Source organism: Streptomyces sp. SM11 (genome assembly GCF_002910905.1).
Classification (GTDB): Bacteria; Actinomycetota; Actinomycetes; order Streptomycetales; family Streptomycetaceae; genus Streptomyces.
The window spans coordinates 17,011-41,152 of the sequence record NZ_NEUE01000192.1; the positions used below are offsets into that span (position 1 = coordinate 17,011).

Sequence of the window (24,142 nt, forward strand, 5' to 3'; positions counted from 1 at the left end):
CCGCGCACGACTAGGCTCGACCGTCGATACGACTGCCTCTGTGGGAAGGGTGGGCATGAAGCCGTCCCGTCCGTTGTACGAGCGTGAACCGGAACTCGCTGCCGCTGCCGAGGCGGTGGACGCCCTGTGCGGTGCGCAGGCTGTCGGAGGGCTCCTGGTCTTCAGCGGAGAGGCGGGGATCGGCAAGACCGCGCTGCTCGCCGAGATCCGGGCGATGGCCGCCGACCGCTGCACCGTCTGGTCGGCCCGGGGAGGCGAGACCGTCACCTCCGTACCGTTCCATGTCGTACGGCAGTTGCTGCAACCCGCCCTCGACCAGTTCCCGCCCGACGAGACGCGGGCCCTGTTCGGCGACTGGTACGAGACCACCGCGCCAGCCCTGGGGCTCGCCGAGCCGAGCGGACCGCAGCCCGACCCGCAGGGTGTGCGCGACGGTCTGGACTTCGTCGTCGGCCGGCTCGCCTCCCGGCTCAGCCACCGGCCGTTGCTGCTGATCGTGGACGACGCCCACTGGGCCGACGGCGAATCCCTCGCCTGGCTGGCCTCGTTCACCGCCCGCCTCGGTGAACTCCCGGTCCTGGTCGTGCAGGCGCACCGACCGCAGGAGCTCGCCGAACGCAACGCCAACTACATCGCCGACCGCGAGGCCGAGCGCGGCTTCGGCAGCCAGGGCACGGTCAACCGGGTAGCCCTGCGGGCCCTGACCCCGGACGCCACCGCCGTGCTCGTCCGTGCGGGCCTCGGCGAGCATGCCGACGACCCGTTCTGCCGTGAAGTGTGGGCCGTCACCGGAGGCAACCCGTACGAGGCGGTCGAGCTGGTCGCCAAGGTCCAGGACCGCGAACTGCCGCCGGTGGAGGAATCGGCCGGCGAACTGCGCGAGCTGGGCGCGTCCGCCAGGGGCAGCGGGCTCGTCGCCCGGCTGGAGCGGCTCGGCACGAACGCCAACCGGTTCGCCTGGGCCGCCGCGGTCCTCGGCACCGACATCTCCCAGGAACTGGCCGCCACACTCGCCGGAATGAGCTCGGCGGAGGCCGCCGACTGCACCGCCCGGCTGCGCGACGCCCGTATCGTCAGCGGCTTCGACCCGCTGGAGTTCGTCCACCCGCTGATCGCGACCGCCGTCTACCGCTCGATCCCGCCGGCCACCCGCACCGCCATGCACGGGCGCGCCGCCTGGGCGATCACCCGGGCCGGACTCGGCGCCGCCGCGGCCTCCCGGCACCTGCTGGAGGTCCACCCGGACGACGACCAGGAGCTGGTCGCGCAGCTGCGGGAAGCAGCCGGCCAGCACCTTGCCGTCGGTGCGCCGGAAGCGGCCCGGCGCTGTCTGGAACGGGCACTGGAGGAGCCGCCGCGCCCCAAGGACCGGGCCGTCTTGCTGTACGAACTGGGCTGCGCGACGCTGCTGAGTTCCCCGCCCACCACGGTCCAGCACCTGCGCGCCGCCCTGGACATGCCGGGGCTCGACGACGGGCTGCGGATCGACGCCACCTTCCGTCTCGCGGCCGCGCTCGCCCACAACAACCAGCTCAAGGACGCGGCGCTCTCGCTGGCCGCCGAAGCCGCGCGCACCGCACCCGGCCCCGGGCTGATGCGCCTGCAGGCCGCGCACTTCATGTGGGAGGGAATGCAGGCCGCCGAGGACGACGGGCCGACCCGCTCCCGGCGCCTCGCCCGCAACGCCGACCACCTCAAGGGCCGCGACAACTCGGAGCGGGCGCTGCTCACGCTCCGGGCTTTCGACGCCATGCTGCGCGGTGAGAACGCCCAGCTCATCGTCGACCTCTGCGAACGCGCGCTGATCGACGGCAGCCCCGCCCGGGGGCTCGGCTGGACCGACTCCGAGTGGGGGTTCGAACTCCCCACCATGGTCGGCATCACCTACACCTTCGTCGACCAGCTGGACCGTGCCGAGAGCCTCTTCGGCGAAGCGGTCCGCGCCTTCGAGATCTCCGGCTGGAGCGGGGCCCACCTGGCGTTCGCCCACACCCTGCTCGGCATGGTCCACCGCCGGCGCGGCCGCCTCGCCGAGGCCGAGGGCTTCCTTCGTGAAGGGCTCCGCCTCGCCGACCGCGTCGGCTCCGGACTGCCCGTCCACTGGGACGCGGCCTGCCTGCTCATCGACACGCTGCTGGCCCGTGGACGTACCGACGAGGCCCGCCGTGTCGCCGACCGCTACGACTTCGGCCCGCCCTACCCCAGCGCCATGGTGCTGCCGGACGGACCGTGCGTGCGGGGCCGCCTGCTGCTGGCGGAGGGCCGCAAGGAGGACGCGGTCGTCGAGCTGGAAGCGGCGGGCGCCGCTCTGGAGCCGCGCGAACGCTTCAACGGCATCTGGGCTCCCTGGGCCGGTGACCTGGCGCGGGCCCTGGCAGAGGACGACCCGGCCCGCGCGGCGCATCTCGCCGCCCGGAACCGGGTGCACGCCGAACGGTTCGGCACGCCCACCGCGATGGGCGAGGCCCTGCGCTGCGTCGCCCTCTTCGCACCCCCGGAGCGGTCCGCGCAACTGCTCGCCGAGGCCGTGGGACACCTGGAGAAGTCCTCCTCCGCCTACGAGCACGCGCTCGCCCGGGTCGACTACGGCATCGCGATCGGTTCGCACCGGGAGCTTGCCCGTGCCCAGAAGCAGGCGATGGCCTGCGGAGCCGAGGGGCTGGCCGCCCGCGCCCAACAGGCGCGGGCGTCGATACGGTCCTCGGAGTGAGGTAATGTTTGTCCTGCGCGGTCACCGGGGCAACCGGGGGAACGCGGCGGGACGTGGCGCAGCTTGGTAGCGCACTTGACTGGGGGTCAAGGGGTCGCAGGTTCAAATCCTGTCGTCCCGACTGGAGACAGTCGCAGGGCAGGGCCGGTTTCGGAATCATCCGAGACTGGCCCTTGGCCATTTCTGAGGACCGTTGGGGACCGGCGTCCTGGGCCGGGGGCAGCGGGACCGCGGGCTGGTCGCCGACGGCTCGGCCGGCTGGGACACCTGGAGCAAGGCAGGCCAGAGGCCCAACATTCGGTCCGGTCACCGCGCCGTCGGCGACCGGTCACCCGGCGGCGGTCAGGCGGCGCCGAAGCTCCTCCTCCGATACGTCTTCCATATGGGTCAGAAATACCCACATGTGCCCCGAAGGGTCCTTGAGGATGACGGTGCGGTCACCGTGGAACATGTCCTTCGGCGGCTGGAGGATCTCGGCGCCGGCGGCCTGGGCGCGCTCCGCCAGGGTGTCGACGTCCGGCACGAAGACATGCAGCGTGACGGACGTGCCTCCGCCGAGGGAGGTCGGCGCGGCGAAGGACGCGGTCTCCGCCTCGTCCACGCTGGAGTCGCCCAACATCAGCGCCGAGCGTCCGATGGTGATCTCGGCGTGCAGAACCCCGCCGCCCGGAGCGTCGATCCTGAAGTCCTCTCGGGCGTCGAACGCCCGTTGGTAGAAATCGATCGCCGCAGCGGCATCATCGACCATGATGTGCGGGGTCACGGCATAGCGGTAGCGATCGGGGATCTCGATGTGGGCTGTGTGCTCGGTCATGGCGAACCTCCTTGGTAGGCGCCGCCGGTCGGTTCCTGCGGCTCTGAGAGAAACCTAGAAGGTCAAGTTCGCTTGAGGTCAAGCGTCGATGTGGCCCTGCGGCACACCTGCCCGCCGGTAGTACGCAGGGGTGTGGGCGGAGGCGTCGAAGTGTCTCCAGGGGGGGCGGACCTGGATCCGGGGCCACCCGAACGCGGTAGTGATCTGCCGCTCGATCGTGTCCGCCACGGTCACGGGGGCGAAAGTTTCCCCGCGACGGGCCGGCTCCGTGAGCGTCCGGGGCGTTGTCCCTCTGGTGGTAGCCCGTCAGCAGGGCCGCCGGTGGCGTTCTTCGAGGATGCCCGCCAGGGTGACGATCGCCGACCTCTTGCTCCCCATCGTCCTGTCCAGTCCCCGGAACAGGGCGACCGTGTGGCGGACTTCGCCGGAGATGAGCGGGGCGCCGTCGCGGCGGCAGCGGGCGTCGCGAATGCCCCGGAGGTGAGCATTACGGTCGCGGTCGTCGTCAATGCCTTGTTTCGCATGAGCATGGTGAGAATCTCCCTTTCTGGATGATGACCTGCCGAACCGGCCGGCGTCATGGTTCTCGGTGGCATGGACAAGCTCGCAGTTCTGCGCTGTCGAGCAACCATGACCGTTCTCGGCCACATCCGGCCATGATGTTCGGGCTCACCGAGAATGCTGAGCTCACAAGGGGGAACAAGATGCTCCGCATCCGCTCCTCATGACGTTGGTGCATGCGGCACCGGGCTCCGCAGTCGATGCGAGATGTTCATACGAAGTCGCGTAGGGCACCCAGCGAGGCGCGGCCCTCACCACGGTCGGTAATTCAAGTCCCCAGCGTTCTCATGCCGACAAGGCGTACGACGTTCCTCACCTGCGGAAACGGTTACGGGGACAGTGCATCGGCGTCCGCATCGCCAGAAAAGGCATCGTGTCCGGCGAAAGGCCGGGTGTCGGTCGGCGGGCATTGGGGTCGGTAGGAGACGCGAGAGATCGCGAGGACGGCCCCCGGACCCTGTCCGCGCGTTGAATGGTCGCTCGTGCCTGTCACACAGTGGCCACACCCCGTTGTCCACGGCGACACCCGTCGGCCCCCGCGGCGGTGCGGCGGTGGGACTGCCGGTCGGCAGAGGCTTCCGCTGTGCGGCCCCCTTCTCCTGCGGGCACCGGCTGCGTCCACGCGGCGGTACCCCCGGACGGCCCACATCCACTCGTGCCGGCGGGAACGCTGGGTGAGGGTGGCATTGGCCGTGTCTGCCGGACCGGGCCCTCCTGCCCGCTGCCCCGAAGGAGTTCGAGATGGCTCGGAACACCGATACCAAGCCCGCCGAGCAGGCCGTCGCACTGGCCAACAAAAGGGTCCGGCAGAACTATCCTTTCGGCGACCGCCAGGACCTCGAGGATGCGCGGCGCGGTTTCATGGGCACGGCGGAGGATCACGTGATCCGCGACGCCGAGGGGAGCGCGGTGTGGGACCTGGACGCCTACGGGTTCCTCGGCCAGGAGTGCCCGGACACGGCCAACCCGAGCCTGTGGCGGCAGAGCCGGCTCTGCTCCGACCACGGTCTGTTCGAGGTGACCGAGGGCATCTACCAGGTGCGCGGCTTCGACCTGTCGAACATGACGGTCGTCGAAGGGGAGCGCGGGATCCTGGTCATCGACCCGTTGCTGTGCGCGGAGACGGCCGCCGCGGGCCTCGCCCTGTACCGCGGCCACCGCGGAGACCGGCCCGTCACCGGCGTCCTCTACACCCACAGCCACGCCGACCACTTCGGCGGCGTGCGAGGTGTCATCGGCGACGAGGACGTCGCGGGCGGCGTACCGGTGTTCGCCCCGCACGGCTTCCTGGAGCACGCCGTCAGCGAGAATGTCTACGCGGGCACGGCCATGAACCGTCGTGCCGCCTACATGTACGGCGCCGCCCTGCCCAAGGGCGAGCGCGGGCAGATCGGGGCCGGTCTCGGCCAGACCCTCTCCACCGGCGCGGTCGGCCTGATCGCCCCGACGGTGGACATCACCCGCTCCGGGCAGACGGAGACGGTCGACGGCATCCGGATGGTCTTCCAGCTCACTCCCGGGACCGAGGCGCCGGCGGAGCTGAACATCCACTTCCCCGACCACGCGGCCCTGTGCATGGCGGAGAACGCCACCCACAACCTGCACAATCTGCTGACCCTGCGGGGCGCGGAGGTCCGCGACCCCAGGATCTGGGCCCGCTACCTGACCGAAGCGGTCGACCTCTTCGTCGGCTCCTCCGACGTCGCGTTCGCCTCCCACCACTGGCCGGTCTGGGGCCGCGACCGCGTCCTGGCGTTCCTGTCCGAACAGCGCGACCTGTACGCCTACCTGCACGACCAGACGCTGCGCATGCTCAACCAGGGTCTGACGGGACGGGAGATCGCGGAGGAGATCCGGATGCCCCCGGCCCTGGAACAGGCCTGGCACACCCACGGCTACTACGGCTCCGTCAGCCACAACACCAAGGCGATCTACCAGCGCTACCTGGGCTGGTTCGACGGCAATCCGGCCCATCTGTGGGAGCACCCGCCCGCCGAGTCCGCCCGGCGGTACGTGCTGTACATGGGTGGCGCCGACGAGGTGGTGAAGCGTGCCCGCCGCTCCTACGCCGAGGGCGACCTCCGCTGGGTGGTCCAGGTCCTCAACCACGTGCTCTTCGCCGACCCCGACCATACCGAGGCACGGGACCTGCAGGCCGACGCGCTGGAACAGCTCGGATACGGCAGCGAGAACGGGACCTGGCGCAACTTCTACCTGATGGGAGCGCTGGAGCTGCGCCACGGATCCGTCGGCACCCCCACCTCCACCGTGGCCCCCGACCTGCTGGCGGTCCTGACGCTGGAGCAGCTGTGCGACGCCCTCGCCATCCGGGTGGACGGGCCGGGGAGCTGGGACGCGGACATCACCGTGCGCTGGAAGCTCTCCGAGGGCGAGCCCCTCACTCTTCGGCTGCGCAACGGTGTCCTCACCCATGTCAGGGGAACCGGGCCGGCGGCGGCCGCCCCGGACGTCGAGATCCTCGTGACGGAGCTTGAGATGCGGGCCGTGCTGCTCGGCTCCCTGTCACCGGCCGACCTCATGGCCCGCCATGGAGTCGAGATCACCGGTGACGTCGGCAAACTGACCGAACTCCTCGGCCATCTCGGCGACCCGGACCCGGACTTCGCGGTCGTCACACCCTGACGCTCGCCCCGCCCGCCGTCTTCGCGGCGGGCGGGGCTGGGGGCGCCCGTTCAGGACCTTCAGGACCCCGGAATGCGGGCCTTCTCGGTGGCGAACTCCTCGTCGGTGAGCAGCCCTTGGGCCTTGAGCTCGGCGAGCTGGGTCAGTTGGGACACCCGGTCCGAGCCCGCCGGTGCCGGGGCAGGCGCCGGGGGAGGAGACGCGGCTGCCTGGCGCCGCATGTCCCGCCGTTCCACGCGGTTGGAGACCGCGGTGGCCGTGCCCGAGATGACAGCGGTGCGGGCGATGGTGCCCAGCAGGCCGGGCCGTCCGAATCGTTGAGGCATGACTGCCGTCTCCTTCGTCTCTGTCAGTTGCCGTCGAGTGCCGCGATCGCTTCGACGACGGCGTCCCGCGGAACGCGTTCCAGCTCGCCAGCTCGCCCGCGGATCCCCGTACCGCTGCCGCCAGCCGCGCGGCCCACGTGTTCTCCCAGGCCACGACGAGTGCGGAGGACCCATCACCGAGGGAGTCGGACACCGTCCGCAGGTCTTCGTCGCTGAGCGGGTCGAACTGGACGTCCGAGACCTGCCGCAGCGTTTCGGCCACACCGGGATCGGTGAGTTCCACCACGGTGACCGAGTTGTCCTCCGCCTTCGAGACGAGGGTCAGATCGAGGATCCGTACGACGCGTCCGCCCGGCCGACAGCGAGCGGGTCGGACGCGTCCCGTCGGGCGAGCGCGAGCAGACTCACGTCGGCCGGTGCCGGTGCCGGCACCGGTGCCGTCGAGCGTGAGTGCGAAGGCCGCGGCGGCCGCGGCGACCAGGAGGAGCGCTCCGGCCGCGGACGTCAGTCCGAAGCCGTGACCGGACACCGGCCCTGGGTGGAGAGGCGCCGCAGTGCTGCTTCCGTGAGCAGTGCGATGGACGCGACGGCGAACAGCGGCTGCAGGGGAGCCCAGTAGCTCAGCGCTCCGGACGAGCCGAGGAGGACGAGCACGAGCTTGTTGCATACGGGACAGCCCACGGCGAAGAACGACAGCACCCCGCCGAGAGCCCCCATGCGGCCGTCCAGGACTGTCCCGGGAGGCTGCGTGGACGGGGGTGTGACCGGGGGTGCGACCGGCGGGCGGACGTACGTGCTCAGCACGAGGCCGGCGAGGACGGCGGTGAGGGCCAGGGCGGGATAGTTCCACCACTGCACGGGGACCGAGCGGCCGAACAGGGGGGTGGGCACCACATCGGTGGGCACGCCGACGGCGAGGGCCGTGGCCAGGGCGCCGAGCCCTGCCACCAGCCACTGGCTGGGCCGCCACGCGCGCAGCGCCTTGCCCGCCCGGCTCCATGAGCGTCGGGAAGAGGACATGCGGAAATCTCCGTTTCCGGATGGAAGGGATCAAGGACACGACCGTGAGGGTCGGCCTACGTCCGCAAAACGGAGAAAGCGGTGACGGGGTGAGGTGGCGCGGGACCACCGCGGCAGAACGAGGCGCCCGAATCGGCCGTCGGCACGGGGACATCCGCCCACTGCTGCCAACCGGATGCCGGAACGGTGCCCGTTGTGCGGTCGGAGCGCGGCGCCGCGTTCTCGGCGGCCACCAGCTTCTTGCCGCACGGAACGGAGCCCTCATCCACCGAGGGCTGGACGGCGGCTGCCTGGGGCACGGACGCCGGGCCGGGAAGGGCCGCGTCCTGCGGCGAGGTCCGGCCGAGCAGACACAGCAGGCCGACAGCTGCCACCAGAAGCACGAGCAGACCACGCAGCGTGACGGTGGCCGCCGCGGGGGTCGTCGCTCGCCTCATGTACGCCTGCTCTTCCTGGGAGGTCACCCCACAATAGAACACGCGATCCGGGCTCCGGACCCCGGCGTCGGGCGAGGGCCGGAGTCCGGAGTCAGGAGTCCGGGCTCCGGACTCAGGCGAGCAGCTTCGCCTTGGCCCGCTCGTACTCCTCGGCGTTGAGCGCGCCCTTGTCCTTGAGCTCGGCGAGTTTCGCCAGATCGTTCACGTGGTCGCTGCCCCCGCCGGATCCGCCCTGGCTCGCCGCGGCGTCGCGCACGTAGCTGCGGAACGCGGCCTCCGAGTCCTTGGCCAGCTTCTCGTCGCGTTCGTGCATGCTGCGCCCGCGGACGACGAGATAGACCAGTACACCCAGGTACGGCAGCAGGATGACGAGGACCAGCCAGCCCGCCTTGGCCCAGCCGTTCAGCGAGTGGTCCCGGAAGAGGTCGGTGATCACCTTGAAAAGCAGGAAGAACCACATGACCCACAGGAACAGGTACAGCATGGTCAGGAAGACGTTCAGGAGAGGGTAATCGTCCATGGACCTACTCCGATCGCACGAATGGTCCCTCATTCATACAGCGGGTCCGATTGGTCCGCATCTGTAGGGACAGGGGTGTGCGTGCGTGGGGAGCGGTGCGTCAGGCGTGGTTCTCGGCCGGGGCGATCCGCAGCGCGTGCGCGGGCGGGTGGGTGATGCCCAGCTCCGGCCGCCAGGCCGCCAGGATCTGTGCCGACGGATCGAACAGAGGCGCCGGCAGCTCGTCGGGCGCGATCCACCGCCAGGCGGTGATCAGGTGCGGTTCGGTCACTTCCGGGACCCCGGACGCGAGCCGTACGACGGCCGCCATGCTGATGCGGTTGATCCCGCCGATCACGTCGTGGACCATAGCGATGACGTTCACGGACGCCTCGTCGACCACCAGACCCGTCTCCTCGCGCAGTTCCCGCGCGGCCGCCGCGGCGATCGACTCGTGCGTCGCGTCGACCTTTCCGCCCGGCAGTTCCCACGTACCGCTGTGGTGCCGGCCCAGCAGGACGCGCCCCCGGCCGTCCTCGACGATCACCCCGACCCCGAGGGCCGCCTGTGCCGTGGGCGGACGGGTGTTGCGGGCGGGCTCGATGACAGGGTCGGCCGACATGGTGCTGGTTCTCCGCTCTCCGGTGCGAGTACGAGTACGAGTGCGAGTACGGACCACCGTAGCGAAACGGCCGGGCCGGGCGCGCTCAGGTCACCAGGCGCAGCGACCTCTCCGCGATACCGAGCCGCACGCTCTGACCCCAGGTCAGCTCCAGGGCGTCGGACTCCATCCCGTCCCCGAAGACCACGATCCGGTCCGACTCCACGGTCAGCCGCAGCCCGTGCCCCCGCCCCAGGTGCGCCGCGCCAGCTGCCGGTGTCCGGGTCCACGGAGAAGTCGAGCCGGTTCGCGGCCTCGGCCGGATCGCTGATCCGGTAGGTGACGGTGGCCTGCACGGTGACGTCCTGGAAGTCGGCCGTACGGGCGTGGAACGCCATGGCCAGCTCCCGGTCGTCGACCGGCACTTCGGAGAGCGCCGCCGACAGTGACCGGTACCAGAAGCTGAGCCCCTGACCGTCGTGGGCGAGCAGGCCGCGCTTGTGGTGGCGGATGTGGGCGGTGGGCGCGGAGCGCAGGTGGCGCCAGCCGAAGCGCCGGGTGATGTCGGCCATGATGAGGACCCCTTCGATTTCGTCATGGCGACGATAAGAGGTGGAGACGGATAGTGTCAAGCTGACGAAAAGGGGGGTCCGGCCGTCCGGCGGCTCGTGTGTCTGGCCGGGATCTCGCCGCCCCCGTGCACGGCGAGATCGGCGCCGTTGACGTACGAGGAGAGATCGCCGGCCAGCCAGAGGCAGGCCCGCGCCACGTCGTCCGGCTCCGCGAGTCGCCCCATCGGGACGATGTCCGCCACCGCCGCCCCGTCGTCGTCCCCGTACAGTGCGGTGGCGTTCTCGGTGCGGACGAGGCCGACGGTGATGTGGTTGACCCGGACCCGGGGCGCCCATTCGAGGGCCAGTGCCCGGGTCAGCCCGAGCAGACCCGCCTTGGCGGCGGAGTAGGCGGCGGTGCCCGGCTGGGGGTCGTGGGCGGAGACGCTGCCGATGTTGATCACGGACCCGCCGTCCGGCTGCTCCCGCATCACCAGATTCGCCGCCTGGGCCGTGTAGAAGGGGGCGAGGAGGTTGAGTGCGACCACCTTCTCGACGAAGCGCGGTGAGACGGTCGCCGCATCGGCGTCCGGGGAGCCGCCGGCATTGTTCACGAGCACGTCGAGCCGCCCGAACCGCTCGGCGGTGGCGGCGACGAGATCGGCCGCCGCCGCCGGATCCCGTAGGTCGGCGGTCCGGAAGGTGGCCTCGCGCCCGTCCGCCGACGGTGGTGCGGCCGGTGCCCCGCGCCCGCAGACCATGACGTCCGCACCGCTCGCGAGGAAGGCTCGCGCCATCGCGGCCCCCAGGCCCCTGGTGCCGCCGGTGACCAGTACCGCCCGGCCGGTGAGGTCCATCGCGTGGGACAGGTCCATGGTCCGCCCTTCGCCCGTGGTTCCGGAGTGTCGCCGGGTCCTGTCCCCCCGCCCGCCCTCGTCCGAAATCTACCAAGCGCTTGTTAGGTATGGGTAGGGGTGGGCCTTCAGGGAAAGGGTGCGGACACACGGGCGGCCGGTGACCCCCGTGGAGGTCACCGGCCGGCCGGGCGGTGCGCCGCCCCCGTCCCCACGGTGCGGCGCGGGTGGACCGTCCCCATCCGCCGGGACGGGAGGTCCACGTCTGTCAGGACTCCGGCGCTCCCGCCGCGAGTCCGAGGCTCGGGAGGATCGCCATCTCCATGAACCGGGTCAGATACGCCGCGTCGGCGTACCGCCCTTCCAGTAGCGGCCGGGCGCGCATCACGCCGAGCAGCTGGGCCGCCACGAACTCGGCCCCCGGGAGGTCCGCCGCGATCTCGCCGCGCGCCTGGCCCCGTCGGACCATCGCGTCGATCGCCGCGATCTCCGGCAGGATCAACGCCTCGCGCAGCGCGCACAGCAGCTCCGGGCTCTGGAGGGCGGCGTGGCTGAGGGCGTGCATCAGCGGGGTGTCGCTCTCCGAGGCCCGGCCGATCGCGCGCGCGGCCGCCAGCAGGTCCCCGGCCAGCGTCCCGGTGTCGATGTTCGGGAGCCGCATCCGCCGGGTGCCGTGCAGTGCGGCCACGACCAGCTCCGGCTTGGAGCCCCACTGCCGGTAGAGCGTCGACTTCCCGCACCGCGTGCGCGAGGCGACGCCCTCCATCGTCAGCGACTCGTAACCGCTCTCCCGCAACAGCTCCAGCACCGCCGCGTAGAGCTCCTGCGCCCGCTCCGGTGTGATCTTCGACCGGCGGGACGTGAGGGCTGACTCCTGTGCGGAATCGGGCGACGGCATGGGCTGTACCTCCTGCGGCGGTGCGGCGAGGTTCTCGATACGTCAGTGTACCGATACGCGCGTGTACCGATACGCCGACGTATCGGTACACTGGCGTATCGATACGGCGTGGATCTGACCGGGCCGTCCTGACACCGCTTCGCATCCAAGGGGGCACCGGGTGACGTACGCCCGCACCGAGCCCACGGACCAGGAGCCGGACACACGTGCCCGACCGCCCCTCGTCCGCGAGTTCCTTCTCGTGGCCGGACTCTTCCTGGCCTACAAGTTCGGCCGCCGGGCCGCCAACGGCCATGTCGAGGAGGCGTTCCGCAACGCGGGGAACGTGTGGGACCTCGAGCGGGCCCTGCACCTCCCCGGCGAGGGCGCGGTCCAGGGGCTGCTGCTGCACAGCCAGCCCCTGATCCATGCGGCGAACACCTACTACGCCGCCGTGCACTTCCCGGCCACGGCCCTCTTCCTGGTCTGGCTCTACTGGCGCCGGCCCCGCCACTACGTGTGGTCGCGCCGCGTTCTCGCCGCTCTCACCGCCGCCTCCCTGGTGCTGCACCTGCTGTTCCCGCTGGCCCCGCCCCGGATGCTCCCGGTCGCCGGAATGGTCGACACCGGTCAGGTGTACGGGCCGACGGTGTACGGGCAGACGCCCGCGACCGACACGATGGCGAACCAGTTCGCCGCGATGCCTTCGCTGCACGTCGGCTGGGCCGTGATGGTCGCCGTCGGGCTGATCGTCGCCACCCGCTCCCGGTGGCGCTGGCTGTGGGTGCTGCACCCGGCGCTCACGCTGCTCGTCGTGGTCGGCACGGCGAACCACTACTGGCTCGACGCGATCGTCGTCGCGGCACTGCTCGCCGTCGCCCTCGCCGCGTTCCGGCTGCCGCTGTCCGCCCGGACCGTACCCGTGCGGCTGCCCCGGCCGGGCACGTGGGGGAGCGGTGAGGGGATTTCCGTCCCGGCGTCCGCGGGCGGCGCGGCAGGGCGCAGGGCCTTCGCGTCGGCCCGCCGGTCGTCGCCCTTCGGACCCGCAGGCGGGTCCGCCGCCTCGCCGGGGGGCGCCGTCCCGCCCCGGCCCGCCGAGCCCGTCCCCGGCACGGATGCCGGGTCACAGGCGCGTACCCGGGCCGGAGCCGTGCGATGAACGCCACCCTGCTCGCCGTCGCGCTCTCCCTCGTCTCCGCCGGCGCCTACGCGTCCGCCGCCGTGGCCCAGTCCCGGCTCGCCGGCCGCACCGACCCGTCCACCGGAGTCCTGCGGCTGCTGGGCCGGGGCGCCTGGTGGTCGGCGGTCGGCCTCAATGCCACGGGCGCGCTGCTGCACGTCGCCGCGCTCAACTACGGCCCGCTCACCCTGGTACAGCCGCTCGGCGCGCTCACTCTCGTCGTCGCCGTCCCGCTCGGGGCACGCGCCGCCGGACGCCGGGTCGGCCGTGTCGAGTGGCGGGGCACCGCCCTGACCCTGCTCGGCCTCGGCGCGCTGCTTCTGACCGCGGGCGGCTCCGCCCCGCACGAGACCCTCAGCCTCCCCGAGGCGCTCGGTGTCGGCGCGGCGACCATGGCGGTCGTCGCCGGGCTCAGCCGGCCCGGGGCCCGGCCGGGGCTGCGGCACGCGGCGGCCTCCGGGATCACCTCCGGCGTCGCCTCCGCGCTCACCCAGACCCTCACCGTCGCCGTCACCGACCACTCCGGCGGCCCGCTGTTCAGCTGGCGGCTGCTGACGGTGGCGCTGCTCGTCGCGGCCTTCGCGATGGGCGGACTGCTGCTGTCCCAGACCGCGTACCGCGGCGGGCTCGGCGCACCGCTCGCCGTGGTCACCCTCGCCAACCCGGTCGCCGCCGCCGCGATCGGTCTGGCCCTGCTCGGCGAGCGCCTCCAGGGCGAGCCGGTCAGCCTGGTGCTCGCGCTCCTCGGTACGGCGGCGGCCGTGCGCGGGGTGATCCTGCTCAGCCGGTCCCAGGCGCGGCACACGGAACGGGGCGACGCACCCGAGGAACCGGTTGCCGTCCCGGCGGACCCGGTCCCCTCCCGGGTCGTCATCGGCAGTCCCCGGCGCGCGGACACCACGCCTCTCGCCCCGGAACCCCTCCCCGCGCACGCGAGCGGCTGACCGGTCACGGGTGCGGGGAGGGACGCCCGGCGGGGCAGCCGGGCCCGCCGGACCGACTGCTCAGCCGTCCAGGTCGGCGATGGCCCGGGTCAGCCAGCCGATCCAGAACGTCTCCAGGTCGATGCCGCCCCGCAGCACCAGATACCGCAGCCGGTCCTCGTCGGCCGTCGGCGCGGGGGTGAAGTTCCGCTTCTCGATCTCCCGGTACTCCGCCAACTGGCGTTCGTGCAACGTGAGGTGGCGGCGCAGCTCCGCGCCCATGCCGTCCGCCCCGACGACCGCCGCCGCCCGCATCCGAAGCAGCAGCGGATCGCGGACCGGCCGAGGATCCTCGGGGAGCGCCACCCAGGCCGCCAGCTCCTCGCGGCCCGCGGGCAGGACCTCGTACTCCTTCTTCTGCCCCCGGGCCGGCACCGCGGCGGGCAGCGCCCTGATCCGGCCTGCCTGCTCCAGTTTCCCCAGCTCGCGATAGATCTGCTGGTGCGTCGATGACCAGAAGTAGCCGATCGACCGGTCGAACCTTCGGGTCAGTTCCAGACCCGAGGACGGCTTCTCCAGCAGAGCGGTGAGAATCGCGTGCGGCAGTGACATGGGGTGCATCCTAAGGACGTACGGAGACCGGGGAGCGCCTTGCCCTTCGCCGCTGTACGGGACCGGCGCCCCCGACGCTTGTACGGGACCGGCGCCCCCACGCTCACAGGGCGGCGGCGAGCTCCGTGCCCTGGCGGATGGCCCGCTTGGCGTCCAGCTCGGCCGCCACGTCCGCGCCGCCGATCAGATGGACCGGGACGGCCCCCGCGCGCAGCTCCTCGTACAGCTCGCGGCGCGGTTCCTGACCCGCGCACAGCACCACCGTGTCGACCGGCAGCACCCGCCGCTCACCGTCGACGGTGAGGTGGAGGCCCTCGTCGTCGATGAGGTCGTAGGAGGCGCCGGCGATCATCTCGACGCCCCGGTGGCGCAGTTCGGTGCGGTGGATCCACCCCGTCGTCTTGCCGAGCCCCGCGCCAACCTTGGTGGTCCTGCGCTGGACCAGGTGGACCGTGCGCGGCGACTCGGGACGCTCGGGGGCGCGCAGCCCGCCGCGCTCCGCGTAGGCGGTGTCGACGCCCCACTGCCGGAAGAACGTGTCCGCGTCCAGGCTCGCCGCGTCGCCGCCGTCGGTCAGGAACTCCGCGACGTCGAAGCCGATGCCGCCCGCGCCGACGATCGCGACCCGGCCGCCGACCGGTGCCCCGTCGCGCAGCACGTCCAGGTAGCTGACGACGTTCGGGTGGTCCGTGCCGGGGATCGCCGGGGTACGCGGCTCGACTCCGGTGGCGAGCACGATCTCGTCGAAGCCGTCCAGCGTTCCGGCGTCCGCCCGGGTGGACAGCCGGACGTCGACGTCCAGCTCGGCCAGTCGCGTACGGAAGTAGCGCAGCGTCTCGTCGAACTCCTCCTTGCCCGGCACCCGGCGCGCCACGTTCAGCTGCCCGCCGATCTCGCCCGCCGTGTCGAACAGGGTCACCGCGTGCCCCCGCTCGGCCGCCGTGACGGAGCACGCGAGACCTGCCGGACCGGCGCCGACCACGGCGACGCGTTTACGGGTCCGGGTCGGGCTCAGGACCAGCTCGGTCTCGTGACAGGCGCGCGGATTGACCAGACAGGAGGTGATCTTGAGGCTGAAGATGTGGTCCAGGCAGGCCTGGTTGCAGCCGATACAGGTGTTGATCGCGTCCGCCCGGCCCGCCGCCGCCTTCGCGACGAACTCCGGGTCGGCCAGGAAGGGGCGGGCCATGGAGACCATGTCGGCCCGGCCGGAGGCGAGGACCTCCTCGGCGACCTCGGGGGTGTTGATCCGGTTGCTCGTCACCAGCGGTACGGAGACCGCGCCGCGCACCTTCTCGGTCACCCAGCTGAACGCGCCGCGCGGCACGGAGGTGGCGATGGTCGGGATCCGCGCCTCGTGCCAGCCGATGCCGGTGTTGATGATCGTCGCGCCCGCCGCCTCGATCTCCTTCGCCAGCGTCACGACCTCCTCCAGCGTCGAGCCGCCCGGCACCAGGTCCAGCATGGAGAGCCGGTAGATCAGGATGAAGTCGTCGCCGACCCGCTCGCGGACCCGGCGCACGATCTCGACGGGCAGGCGCATGCGGTTCTCGTAGCTGCCGCCCCAGCGGTCGGTGCGACGGTTGGTCGCGGAGACGATGAACTCGTTGATCAGATAGCCCTCGGAGCCCATGATCTCGACGCCGTCGTAGCCCGCGAGGCGCGCGAGACCGGCGGCCCGGACGAACTCCTCGATGGTCTCCTCGACCTGGTCGTCGGTCAGCGCGTTCGGGGTGAACCCGCTGATCGGGGCCTTGAGCGCGCTAGGCGCCACCAGGTCGGGGTGGTGGGCGTACCGCCCGAAGTGCAGGATCTGCATCGCGATCCGGCCGCCCGCCGCGTGCACCGCCGAGGTGATCTCCCGGTGCTGCTCCGCCTCCGCCTCGGTCGTCATCTTGGCCCCGCCGGGGAAGGAACAGGCCCGCTCGCTGGGGGCGATGCCGCCGGTGACCATCAGGCCGACGCCGCCCCGGGCGCGCTCGGCGTAGAACGCGGCCATCCGTTCGAAGCCGCGCTCGGCCTCCTCCAGACCGATGTGCATCGATCCCATGAGCACCCGGTTGGGAAGGGTGGTGAACCCGAGGTCCAGCGGGCTCAGCAGGTTCGGATACAGGCTCATGGGGTCTCCTCCACACAGGGTCGTCGGGTCAGTTGTAGACCACGGCCAAGCCCTTATGCAACAAGTTGCACAATGATCTGCGTCGCACCCCGGCCCTTGGGGCGCCCGGCCCGCGCCCCGTACGGCGTACTCGGCCGCGCCCGTCCGACGCCCGCCGACGAGAGTGGGATCCGTACCGAAACCCACCTCACCCCGGGAGCCCTCATGGTCTGCGTCAACCGGCGTGATCTCGGTCTGCTCGCCCTGCGCGTCGGCACCGGCGCGGTGCTCGCCGCCCACGGCAGCCAGAAGCTGGCCGGCTGGTTCGGCGGCGGAGGCATCCAGGGAACCACGGCCGCCATGGAGGCGATGGGATTCCACCCGCCCAAGCACAGCGCGGTGGCCGCCGGGCTCGGCGAGGCGGGCGGCGGCGTACTGCTGGCGCTGGGCCTCGCCACACCGGCGGCGGGCGCGGCGGCCGCCGGTGCGATGGCCGGTGCGGTGTCCGTACACGCCCCGGCGGGCTTCTTCGCCCAGGGCGGCGGCTACGAGTACCCGGCGTTCCTCGGCTTCACCGCCGCGGCCATCGGTCTGACCGGCCCCGGGCGCTACTCCGTGGACCATGTCACCTGCCACGTCTTCGACCGCCCCTGGGTGGTCGCACTGTCCTTCGCGGGCGCCGCGGTCGCGGCCGCCACGGTGGTCGGCAGGCGGGCGAAGGGGCAGGCCGAGAAGGCCGAGGAGGGGTCCTCATGAGCGAGGACCCCTCCCGGCCCGGCTCTCTGCCGCCGCCCGGCCCCGTAGGCTCCTCCGGTCCCGACGTCCCGCCGCCGACCGGCGTCGCGCAGGGGCCCCGCCCTGGGCCCGGTCAGGGGGACGCGCCGTGGCAGCGCGGCGACGGCCCGGCCGGGCCCGCACCGGCACCCGATCCGGACAGCCTCTGGGTGACCGGCGGTGTGCTCCTCGCCGGGGTGCTGATGCTCTGCCAGGGCGCCGTGGCGGCCCTGGAGGGCATCGCGGCCCTGGCCGACGGAGACGTGTACGGAGACGTCGGCGAGTACCTCTACCGGATCAGCCTCACCGGCTGGGGCTGGATCCACCTGGTGCTCGGCGTCTGCGTGGCCGTCACCGGGGCCGCGCTGCTCAAGGGGGCGCGCTGGGCGCGGATGACCGGCATCCTCTTCGCCTCCCTGAGCCTCTTCGCGCACTTCCTCTTCCTGCCGTACGCGCCCCTCTGGTCCGTGATCGTCATCGCCCTGGACATCTTCGTCATCTGGGCCCTGGCGGCCTACCGGGACCCGGGCTGGGCCCCGGGGGACGCCCTGCGCCGACCGTAGGGCGTGTCCGGGGACGTCTCGCGGCTCAGAGCCCCCGGCCACCAGGCCTTCGGTCCGATGTCCCGCACCAGTGCCGGGACGAGGAGCGACCGGACGACCAGCGTGTCCAGCAGGACACCGAAGGCCACGATGAACGCGATCTGGACCAGGAACGCCAGCGGGATCACACCCAGCGCGGCGAAGGTGGCCGCCAGGACGACACCCGCCGACGTGATGACCCCGCCGGTCGAGGTCAGCCCGCGCAGGATGCCCTCCCTGGTGCCGTGCCGCAGCGACTCCTCCCGGACCCGCGACATCAGGAAGATGTTGTAGTCGACGCCCAGGGCGACCAGGAAGACGAATCCGTACAGGGGCACCGACGAATCCGTGCCGCTGAAGCCGAACACATGGGTGAAGACCAGCGAGGAGATACCGAGTGTGGCCAGGAAGTTCAGTGCCACCGTCACCACGAGCAGTACCGGCATGAGCAGCGATCGCAGCAGGAGGACCAGGATCACCAGGATGATCGCCAGCACCACCGGCACGATCAGTGTGCGGTCGTCCTCCGCCGTCCGCTGGGTGTCGTACTGCTGGGCGGTATAGCCGCCGACCAGGGCGTCCGATCCGGGTACCGCGTGCACCGCGGTGCGCAGCGCGGCCACCGTCTCCTTGGCGCCGTCGCTGTCGGCCGCGTCCTTGAGGGTCGCGTCGATGCGGACCCTGCCGTCGACGACGAGCGGTTCGCCGCCCGGCCGCCCGCTCGCGCTCACCGGCGCGACGGATGCCACCCCGTCGGTACGGCCGGCGGCCTCGCTGACCTCGGTCAGCCGGTCGGCCGCCGAGATGATCACCACCGGACTGCCCGAACCGCCGGGGAAGTGCTCGCTCAGCGTCTTCTGGGCGGTCACGGACGGAGCGTCGTTGACGAAGATCTCGTCGAGCGGCACCCCCTTGGACGTGAGGGTGGGCGCGAACGCGGCGCAGGCGATCAGGGCCGCCAGGGTGATCGTCCAGACCTTGCGGGGCGCCCGGTCGACGAGGGCGGCGACCCGGTGCCAGATGCCGTGGCCGCCGGACGTCCCGTCGCCCGCGGGCCGGGGCTTCGCGGGCCAGTAAGCGGTCCGGCCCAGCAGCACCAGGACGGCTGGCAGGAAGGTCAGAGCGCTGAGCGCCGAGCAGGCGATGCCGATCGCGCCGACCGGCCCGAGGGCGCGGTTGTTGGTGAGGTCGCTGAGTAGCAGCGCCAGCAGCCCCGCCGCCACCGTCGCGGCGCTCGCGGCGATCGGTCCGAAGGACTCGCGCAGCGCGATACGCATCGCGGTGAACCGGTCGCCGTGGACGGCGAGTTCCTCCCGGAACCGGGCGGTGAGCAACAGTGCGTAGTCCGTCGCCGCGCCGATCACCAGGATCGACAGGATGCCCTGCACCTGACCGTCCACGCGCACGATGTCGTGGTCTGCGAGGACGTAGACGATCGCACAGGACAGGGCGAGGGCGAACACGGCGCCGATGATGATGACGAAGGGCAGCAGCACACTGCGGTAGACCAGCAGCAGGATGACGAGCACCGTGGTCAGCGCGACCCCGAGCAGCAGCCCGTCGATGCCCGCGAAGGCGTCGGACAGGTCGGCCTGACTCGCGGCCGGCCCCGCCAGCTGGACCGTCGTGCCGGGCACGGACGCGCCTGCCTCCTCGATCCTCTCCAGCACGGCCGGCAGTTCGTCCCCGAGACCGGGGCTCAGCTGCACGATGCCCTGGAGCGCGAGGCCGTCCTCGGAGGGCAGCGCGGGAGAGGGCGCTCCGGCCACGCCGTCGCTCCCGGCGAGCGGGGCGAGGGCGCCGGTGGCGGCCTCCCGCTGCCCGCTGTCCAGTGGCGCGTCCTGCTCCGCCGATGTCCAGACGAGGATGACCGGCAGGGTCTCGTCCTGCTGGAACGCCTTCTGGGCGTCGATGACTTGGGTGGACTCGGCGTTCTGCGGCAGGAAGGCCGCCTGGTCGTTGGTGGCGACCTCGCCGAGCTTCCCGGCGTACGGGCCGAGCCCGCCGCCGATGCCGAGCCAGGCGATCAGCAGGACGAAGGGGATCAGCCGGCGAACCGACCGTGCAGGGGTGGACATGCCTCTCCCGGGGGGTGGGGATATCTCGGCAGGTATCTCATCGATGAACAATCTCAATCATTGAGATACATTACGGGACTGTCCCGGGGGAACCGTACGGGGGGTCGCTTCGCCGCACCCTGTGAACGCGCCGGGCCGGGGAAGAACTCAGCGACGCGCCGGGGGGACCTCGGCCAGCTCCTCGTTCATGGCGGCGAGGAAACGCAGGACGGTCGTCAGCTCCGTCTCACTGAAGCGTGCCCTGGCCCGTGCCGTGGCCTCGGCGAGCGGCATGAAATAGTCGCGGGCGGCCGTGCGGGCACTCGCCTCGTAGTACACGTGCACCACCCGGCGGTCGGTGCTCTCCCGGGCCCGGCGGATGTGCCCGGCCCGCTCCAGCCGGTCCAGGCAGGCCGTCACCGCGCCGGAGGTGAGGCCCAGATGCTCGCGGAGCGTCCCCGGAGTCAGGGGCGACGGGGCGTCGAGGACAGCGGCGAGCGCGCTCACGTCCGTGGGGTGCAGCTGCTGGTTCGTCGCGAAACCGTGGGTCATCCGGTTGATCTCGCCGTTCATCCGGCGCAGCTCGACCGCGAAGGCCTGAAGGTCTGCGAGCGGCGCCTCGGAATCCGAGGTACCGCTCCGGGTCGGTCGGTCGTCGGCGCTGGTCACGCCCTCAGCGTATAGAACGGGCGCCCGGATACCGTGCCCGGACCGTCACGCGGTCCGGGCACGGTATCCGCTGTGCGCGGGCAGTGGCACCAGGCCCGTCACTTCGACGGCGGCATCAGCACCGTGTCGACCAGGTTCACCGTGGCGTTGGCCGTCGGCACATTGCCACAGACGATCTTCGAGGAGTCGTTCACCGTGAACGCGGAGCCCGAACCCTTCGTCGTGAGGTCGCTGCCCTCCAGCGTCTTGAAGGTGCCGTTCTCCATCTGCTGGGTCGTGACCTTCTCGCCCACCACGTGGTACGTCAGCACCTTGGTGAGCTCGGCCTTGTCGTTCAGGAGTGCCTCCAGATCCGCCTGCGGGATCTTCTCGAAGGCGGCGTTGGTCGGCGCGAACACCGTGATGTTCTCCGCGTTGTTCAGGGTGTCGACCAGGCCTGCCTTCTCCACCGCGCCGGCGAGGGTGGAGAGTTCGGGGTTGTTGGACGCGGCGGTGGCGACCGGGTCCTTCGCCATGCCCTCCAGGCTGCCCGCGCCCTCCGCGGGTACGGAGGAACAGGCGGGGCCGTACGGCTCGGTGGGAGCCTCGGCCTGAGCCTGCGGAGCGAAGAACGCCAGAGAGGCGGGGAAAGCGAGTGCCGCGGCGGCCGCCGCTGTGCGCTGAAGACGGGTGATCGTCATGATGTCTCCTCCGGCGAGCGGGGGTGGGTCTCCTCTGTCTCTCCCAGTCTGTCGCGCGTCCGCCCGGACCGCTCGCCGCGTCGTTTCTGCGTCGAATCCACCTCCCGCCGGGCCTGCGGCATCGATCCGCGACACCGGGGCAACCGGGATGACATGAATACCCGTTCAGTAGCAGCGCAGGGACGCGGCCAGACCCGACGGGCCGCCAACAGCACCGCGATGGAGGCAGGGGCCCGGGCCGGGTTCGGAGCCCGTGGGGTGATCTACGTCCTGGTGGGCGCCCTCGCCCTGTAGATCGCGCTCTCCGGCGGCGGAGAACAGGCCGACCGGGGCGGCGCGATCGCCGAGATAGCCGAGAAGCCCTTCGGGAAGATCCTGTTGTGGGCGCTCGGCATCGCCCTGGCCGGAATGGCGCTCTGGCGGCTCTCCGAGGCGCTGGTCGGCCAGGCCGGGCCCGACAGCTGTAGGCCCACCGAGCGGGCCATGGCGGCGGGCCGCTGCGTCTTCTACGGATTCGTGGCCTACTCCGTCCTGTCCTTCGCCGCGGGTGACACGGCAGCGGGGGCGGTTCGTCCGACCGGCAGTCGCAGGACGTCACTGCCAAGGTGCTCGGCTGGCCGGGCGGCCAGTGGATCGTCGGCATCACGGGAGTCGCGGTGGCCTGCGCCGGACTGTGGATCGCGGTCCGGGCTCTGCTTCGGAAGTTCCACAAGCATCTGAAGATGTCGCAGAGGGCGCGGCGGACCCGCCGTGCCGTCGACTTCACCGGCGTGTTCGGTGGTACGGCGCGGGGCATCGTCTTCGCCACGGCGGGTGGATTCGCCGTGGCCGCCGCGATCGAGCACCAGCCGGACAGGTCGAAGGGCATGGACGACACCCTGCGCTCCTTCGCCGACACCCCGGCGGGCCCGTGGCTCCTGGTGGTCATCGCCCTCGGGCTGGTCGCCTTCGGCGTGTTCTCCTGGGGCAACGCCCGCTATCGCGAGGTCTGAGCGCCTCCCCGTCCGAGCTGTCCGCCCGCCGCAGCGGCCCTGCGGGCGGCGTCGGCCTCACGGTCGGCCTGCTCCGGGTGCCGGCGACGCCAGTACGGATTGTCGTGGGGCAGTCCACCGGTCACCCGCCCGTACATCCCGAAGGTCAGGATCAGCAGCCCCATCACGAAGCTGAAGACGACGTTCGACATCCCGAAGTCCAGGATGTTCGCGGACCGGTCCAGGATGAAGAGGTGGCCGAAGCCGCTCAGCAGGAAGAGCGTGCCGATCGTCATGTTCAGGGTGGAGGCCACGTTGCCGCCCACCACGGTCCCGGCGATCAGCAGCCCGCCGACGGCCACGGAGATCAGGCTCAGCAGCCCGTTGGTCGACAGCCCGGCGATGCTGTCGCCGGTGGTGTCGAAGAAACTCAGCTGGTTCGTGAAGCCGAGGATGCCAAAGGCGAGCAGGATGGCGCCGCAGAGACCCGCGCCGATCCGGTACACCATCGCCAGCCGGTGATCGACGGGGAGTTCGTCGCTCAGTTTCATGGCCGTCTCCTGTCACTCCTGCTACGGGCCGGGGCGAGGTCGTCGTCGTGCACGAGGGCGCACATCGCACGGCACCCGCGCTGTCTCCAGCGAACCGCGCAGTGACGGGTCGGGCAACATGCACCGCTTTTGCATCGTATCGTGTGATTTATGAACCCGGATATGGGCCTCGTGATCGAACCGGCGGGCGAGCTGCCGGCGGAAGCCCCGGCCGACGGGGGGCTCACCACCGGTACGGTGGCCCGTCTCCTGGGCGTCGCGCCGACCACGCTGCGCTCGTGGGACCGTCGTTACGGCATCGGCCCGGCCGCACGGGAGGGCGGCCGGCACCGCCGCTGGACCGCGGCGGACATCGCCGCTCTGCGCAACATGTGTCGCCTGACGAGTGCGGGTCTCCCGGCGGCGGAGGCCGCTCGCGCCGTCCTGGCCGGAACGTCCCGCGACACGGCCGTGCCACGGTCCGGGCGCGCCTCCCGGCCTCCTGGGCCGCTTCCGGTCGGCAGGGCCCGCCGGGAGTGCCGTGGACTGGCCCGGGCGGCTGTCCGGCTGGACGCGCCGGCCATGGACGAGCTGCTCACGGCGGTACTCGACCGCTACGGACTGCCGGCCGCGTGGGACGAGGTGATGATGCCGGCGCTGCACGCGGTGGGCCGCAGGTGGGAGACCTCGGGGGAGCGGTACATCGAAGTCGAGCACCTGCTGTCGTGGCACGTCTCCGGCGCGCTGCGCGGGGTATCGGCCGGGCGAGCCCCCGCTCCCGGTGCGGGCCTTTCCCTGCTGGCCTGTGTGCCCGGCGAGACCCATACGCTGGCGCTGGAGGCGCTCGCCGCGACCCTCGCCCAACGGGCTCTGCCGGTCCGCATGTTCGGCGCCGACCTGCCCGTCGGGGCGCTGGAGGAGGCGGTACGGCGCACCGGCCCCGCCTCGGTGGTTCTCTGGGCGCAGTCCCGCAGCACGGCGAGTCGCTCGCTCGTGGCCCGGGTGGAGGCGGTCGAGTGGGGCGTACGGGGTGCGCGCACGCGTCCCGTCGTGCTGGTGGCCGGGCCCGGCTGGGCCGGGGAGCAGCCGCCGGGGGCACGGCATCCTTCTGGGCTGGCCGAAGCGGTGGACGCCATGGCCACGCTCGGTGCGCGGTGACCGCGTCCGCGGCGGC

Annotated in this window: 24 protein-coding genes, 1 tRNA gene and 3 pseudogenes; 11 read left to right on the forward strand and 17 right to left on the reverse strand. The window is 71.8% G+C overall.

Going from position 1 to position 24,142, the window contains the following annotated elements:
- Positions 1-55 precede the first annotated feature (55 nt).
- A complete protein-coding gene (locus B9S58_RS17555; RefSeq protein ID WP_103533056.1) occupies positions 56-2,710 on the forward strand; it encodes an AAA family ATPase in 2,655 nt (884 codons plus the stop codon).
- Positions 2,711-2,757: 47 nt separating this feature from the next.
- A tRNA-Pro gene (locus B9S58_RS17560) sits at positions 2,758-2,831 on the forward strand.
- Positions 2,832-3,038: 207 nt separating this feature from the next.
- On the opposite strand, the gene B9S58_RS17565 is transcribed toward B9S58_RS17560, so the two are convergent.
- The 3 genes from B9S58_RS17565 to B9S58_RS17570 all read right to left on the reverse strand — a co-directional run bounded on the left by B9S58_RS17565 (position 3,039) and on the right by B9S58_RS17570 (position 4,172).
- On the reverse strand, positions 3,039-3,524 hold the full coding sequence (locus B9S58_RS17565) for a glyoxalase/bleomycin resistance/extradiol dioxygenase family protein (RefSeq protein ID WP_103533057.1): 486 nt from the start codon (positions 3,522-3,524) through the stop codon (positions 3,039-3,041).
- A 78-nt stretch (positions 3,525-3,602) separates the two neighbouring features.
- Entirely contained in the window at positions 3,603-3,758 is a 156-nt protein-coding gene (locus tag B9S58_RS38025; RefSeq protein ID WP_181009350.1) for a hypothetical protein, read from the reverse strand.
- A 72-nt stretch (positions 3,759-3,830) separates the two neighbouring features.
- Complete coding sequence (locus B9S58_RS17570; RefSeq protein WP_103533059.1) at positions 3,831-4,172, reverse strand: hypothetical protein; 342 nt, start codon at positions 4,170-4,172, stop codon at positions 3,831-3,833.
- Between the two features lie 141 nt (positions 4,173-4,313).
- Between B9S58_RS17570 and B9S58_RS17575 the strand changes: the two are divergent.
- A pseudogene (locus B9S58_RS17575) lies at positions 4,314-4,491 on the forward strand (IS5/IS1182 family transposase); the annotation flags it as partial.
- 335 nt (positions 4,492-4,826) lie between these two features.
- Positions 4,827-6,728 (forward strand): alkyl/aryl-sulfatase, encoded by a 1,902-nt coding sequence (locus tag B9S58_RS17580; protein ID WP_103533061.1) that lies wholly within the window; start codon positions 4,827-4,829, stop codon positions 6,726-6,728.
- Positions 6,729-6,787: 59 nt separating this feature from the next.
- On the opposite strand, the gene B9S58_RS17585 is transcribed toward B9S58_RS17580, so the two are convergent.
- From B9S58_RS17585 to B9S58_RS17630, 8 genes and pseudogenes are all read right to left on the reverse strand, one after another.
- Positions 6,788-7,054 carry an SHOCT domain-containing protein gene (locus B9S58_RS17585; protein ID WP_103533064.1) on the reverse strand — a complete coding sequence of 89 codons (267 nt, stop codon included), beginning with the start codon at positions 7,052-7,054 and terminating at the stop codon, positions 6,788-6,790.
- A 504-nt stretch (positions 7,055-7,558) separates the two neighbouring features.
- Positions 7,559-8,074 (reverse strand): hypothetical protein, encoded by a 516-nt coding sequence (locus B9S58_RS17600; RefSeq protein WP_103533066.1) that lies wholly within the window; start codon positions 8,072-8,074, stop codon positions 7,559-7,561.
- Positions 8,075-8,130: 56 nt separating this feature from the next.
- Positions 8,131-8,511, reverse strand: coding sequence for a hypothetical protein (locus B9S58_RS17605; RefSeq protein WP_258044669.1), 381 nt, complete (start codon positions 8,509-8,511; stop codon positions 8,131-8,133).
- Positions 8,512-8,623: 112 nt separating this feature from the next.
- The gene (locus B9S58_RS17610) at positions 8,624-9,031 is read right to left on the reverse strand and encodes an SHOCT domain-containing protein (protein ID WP_103533070.1); all 408 of its coding nucleotides are present in this window, start codon (positions 9,029-9,031) and stop codon (positions 8,624-8,626) included.
- Positions 9,032-9,131: 100 nt separating this feature from the next.
- The gene (locus tag B9S58_RS17615) at positions 9,132-9,632 is read right to left on the reverse strand and encodes an NUDIX hydrolase (protein WP_103533072.1); all 501 of its coding nucleotides are present in this window, start codon (positions 9,630-9,632) and stop codon (positions 9,132-9,134) included.
- 233 nt (positions 9,633-9,865) lie between these two features.
- A pseudogene (locus B9S58_RS17620) lies at positions 9,866-10,183 on the reverse strand (SPFH domain-containing protein); the annotation flags it as partial.
- Between the two features lie 56 nt (positions 10,184-10,239).
- The gene (locus B9S58_RS17625) at positions 10,240-11,037 is read right to left on the reverse strand and encodes an SDR family oxidoreductase (protein WP_103533074.1); all 798 of its coding nucleotides are present in this window, start codon (positions 11,035-11,037) and stop codon (positions 10,240-10,242) included.
- Between the two features lie 247 nt (positions 11,038-11,284).
- The gene (locus B9S58_RS17630; protein ID WP_103533076.1) at positions 11,285-11,914 is read right to left on the reverse strand and encodes a TetR/AcrR family transcriptional regulator; all 630 of its coding nucleotides are present in this window, start codon (positions 11,912-11,914) and stop codon (positions 11,285-11,287) included.
- Between the two features lie 160 nt (positions 11,915-12,074).
- Between B9S58_RS17630 and B9S58_RS17635 the strand changes: the two genes are divergently transcribed.
- On the forward strand, positions 12,075-13,052 hold the full coding sequence (locus B9S58_RS17635; protein ID WP_103533078.1) for a phosphatase PAP2 family protein: 978 nt from the start codon (positions 12,075-12,077) through the stop codon (positions 13,050-13,052).
- Positions 13,049-14,017 (forward strand): DMT family transporter, encoded by a 969-nt coding sequence (locus B9S58_RS17640; protein ID WP_103533080.1) that lies wholly within the window; start codon positions 13,049-13,051, stop codon positions 14,015-14,017. Before B9S58_RS17635 ends, B9S58_RS17640 begins: the two co-directional genes overlap by 4 nt.
- Positions 14,018-14,077: 60 nt before the next feature.
- Here B9S58_RS17640 and B9S58_RS17645 read toward each other — a convergent pair whose 3' ends face one another.
- Together B9S58_RS17645 and B9S58_RS17650 are read right to left on the reverse strand one after the other, a co-directional pair.
- Positions 14,078-14,608, reverse strand: coding sequence for a PadR family transcriptional regulator (locus tag B9S58_RS17645; RefSeq protein WP_103533082.1), 531 nt, complete (start codon positions 14,606-14,608; stop codon positions 14,078-14,080).
- A 103-nt stretch (positions 14,609-14,711) separates the two neighbouring features.
- Entirely contained in the window at positions 14,712-16,727 is a 2,016-nt protein-coding gene (locus B9S58_RS17650; protein ID WP_103533083.1) for an NADPH-dependent 2,4-dienoyl-CoA reductase, read from the reverse strand.
- A 204-nt stretch (positions 16,728-16,931) separates the two neighbouring features.
- Between B9S58_RS17650 and B9S58_RS17655 the strand changes: the two genes are divergently transcribed.
- Together B9S58_RS17655 and B9S58_RS17660 are read left to right on the forward strand one after the other, a co-directional pair.
- Entirely contained in the window at positions 16,932-17,462 is a 531-nt protein-coding gene (locus B9S58_RS17655; protein ID WP_103533103.1) for a DoxX family protein, read from the forward strand.
- Complete coding sequence (locus B9S58_RS17660) at positions 17,459-18,043, forward strand: hypothetical protein (protein WP_181009351.1); 585 nt, start codon at positions 17,459-17,461, stop codon at positions 18,041-18,043. The genes B9S58_RS17655 and B9S58_RS17660 overlap by 4 nt, the downstream gene beginning before the upstream one ends.
- Here the strand turns inward: B9S58_RS17660 and B9S58_RS17665 are convergent.
- The 3 genes from B9S58_RS17665 to B9S58_RS17675 form a co-directional block, all read right to left on the reverse strand.
- Positions 17,995-20,139, reverse strand: coding sequence for an MMPL family transporter (locus tag B9S58_RS17665; RefSeq protein WP_103533085.1), 2,145 nt, complete (start codon positions 20,137-20,139; stop codon positions 17,995-17,997). The genes B9S58_RS17660 and B9S58_RS17665 overlap by 49 nt on opposite strands.
- 147 nt (positions 20,140-20,286) lie before the next feature.
- Positions 20,287-20,787 carry a MarR family winged helix-turn-helix transcriptional regulator gene (locus B9S58_RS17670; RefSeq protein WP_103533087.1) on the reverse strand — a complete coding sequence of 167 codons (501 nt, stop codon included), beginning with the start codon at positions 20,785-20,787 and terminating at the stop codon, positions 20,287-20,289.
- Between the two features lie 98 nt (positions 20,788-20,885).
- Positions 20,886-21,467, reverse strand: coding sequence for a fasciclin domain-containing protein (locus B9S58_RS17675; RefSeq protein ID WP_103533089.1), 582 nt, complete (start codon positions 21,465-21,467; stop codon positions 20,886-20,888).
- A gap of 153 nt (positions 21,468-21,620) precedes the next feature.
- On the opposite strand from B9S58_RS17675, the gene B9S58_RS39160 reads away from it, so the two are divergent.
- Together B9S58_RS39160 and B9S58_RS17680 are read left to right on the forward strand one after the other, a co-directional pair.
- Positions 21,621-21,761 carry a hypothetical protein gene (locus tag B9S58_RS39160; protein WP_258044670.1) on the forward strand — a complete coding sequence of 47 codons (141 nt, stop codon included), beginning with the start codon at positions 21,621-21,623 and terminating at the stop codon, positions 21,759-21,761.
- A pseudogene (locus B9S58_RS17680) lies at positions 21,762-22,459 on the forward strand (DUF1206 domain-containing protein).
- Here B9S58_RS17680 and B9S58_RS17685 read toward each other — a convergent pair.
- Entirely contained in the window at positions 22,444-22,989 is a 546-nt protein-coding gene (locus tag B9S58_RS17685) for a DUF4383 domain-containing protein (protein ID WP_103533091.1), read from the reverse strand. The pseudogene B9S58_RS17680 and the gene B9S58_RS17685 overlap by 16 nt on opposite strands.
- Before the next feature lie 150 nt (positions 22,990-23,139).
- On the opposite strand from B9S58_RS17685, the gene B9S58_RS17690 reads away from it, so the two are divergent.
- The gene (locus tag B9S58_RS17690) at positions 23,140-24,126 is read left to right on the forward strand and encodes a MerR family transcriptional regulator (protein WP_258044671.1); all 987 of its coding nucleotides are present in this window, start codon (positions 23,140-23,142) and stop codon (positions 24,124-24,126) included.
- The last annotated feature ends 16 nt before the right edge of the window (positions 24,127-24,142 follow it).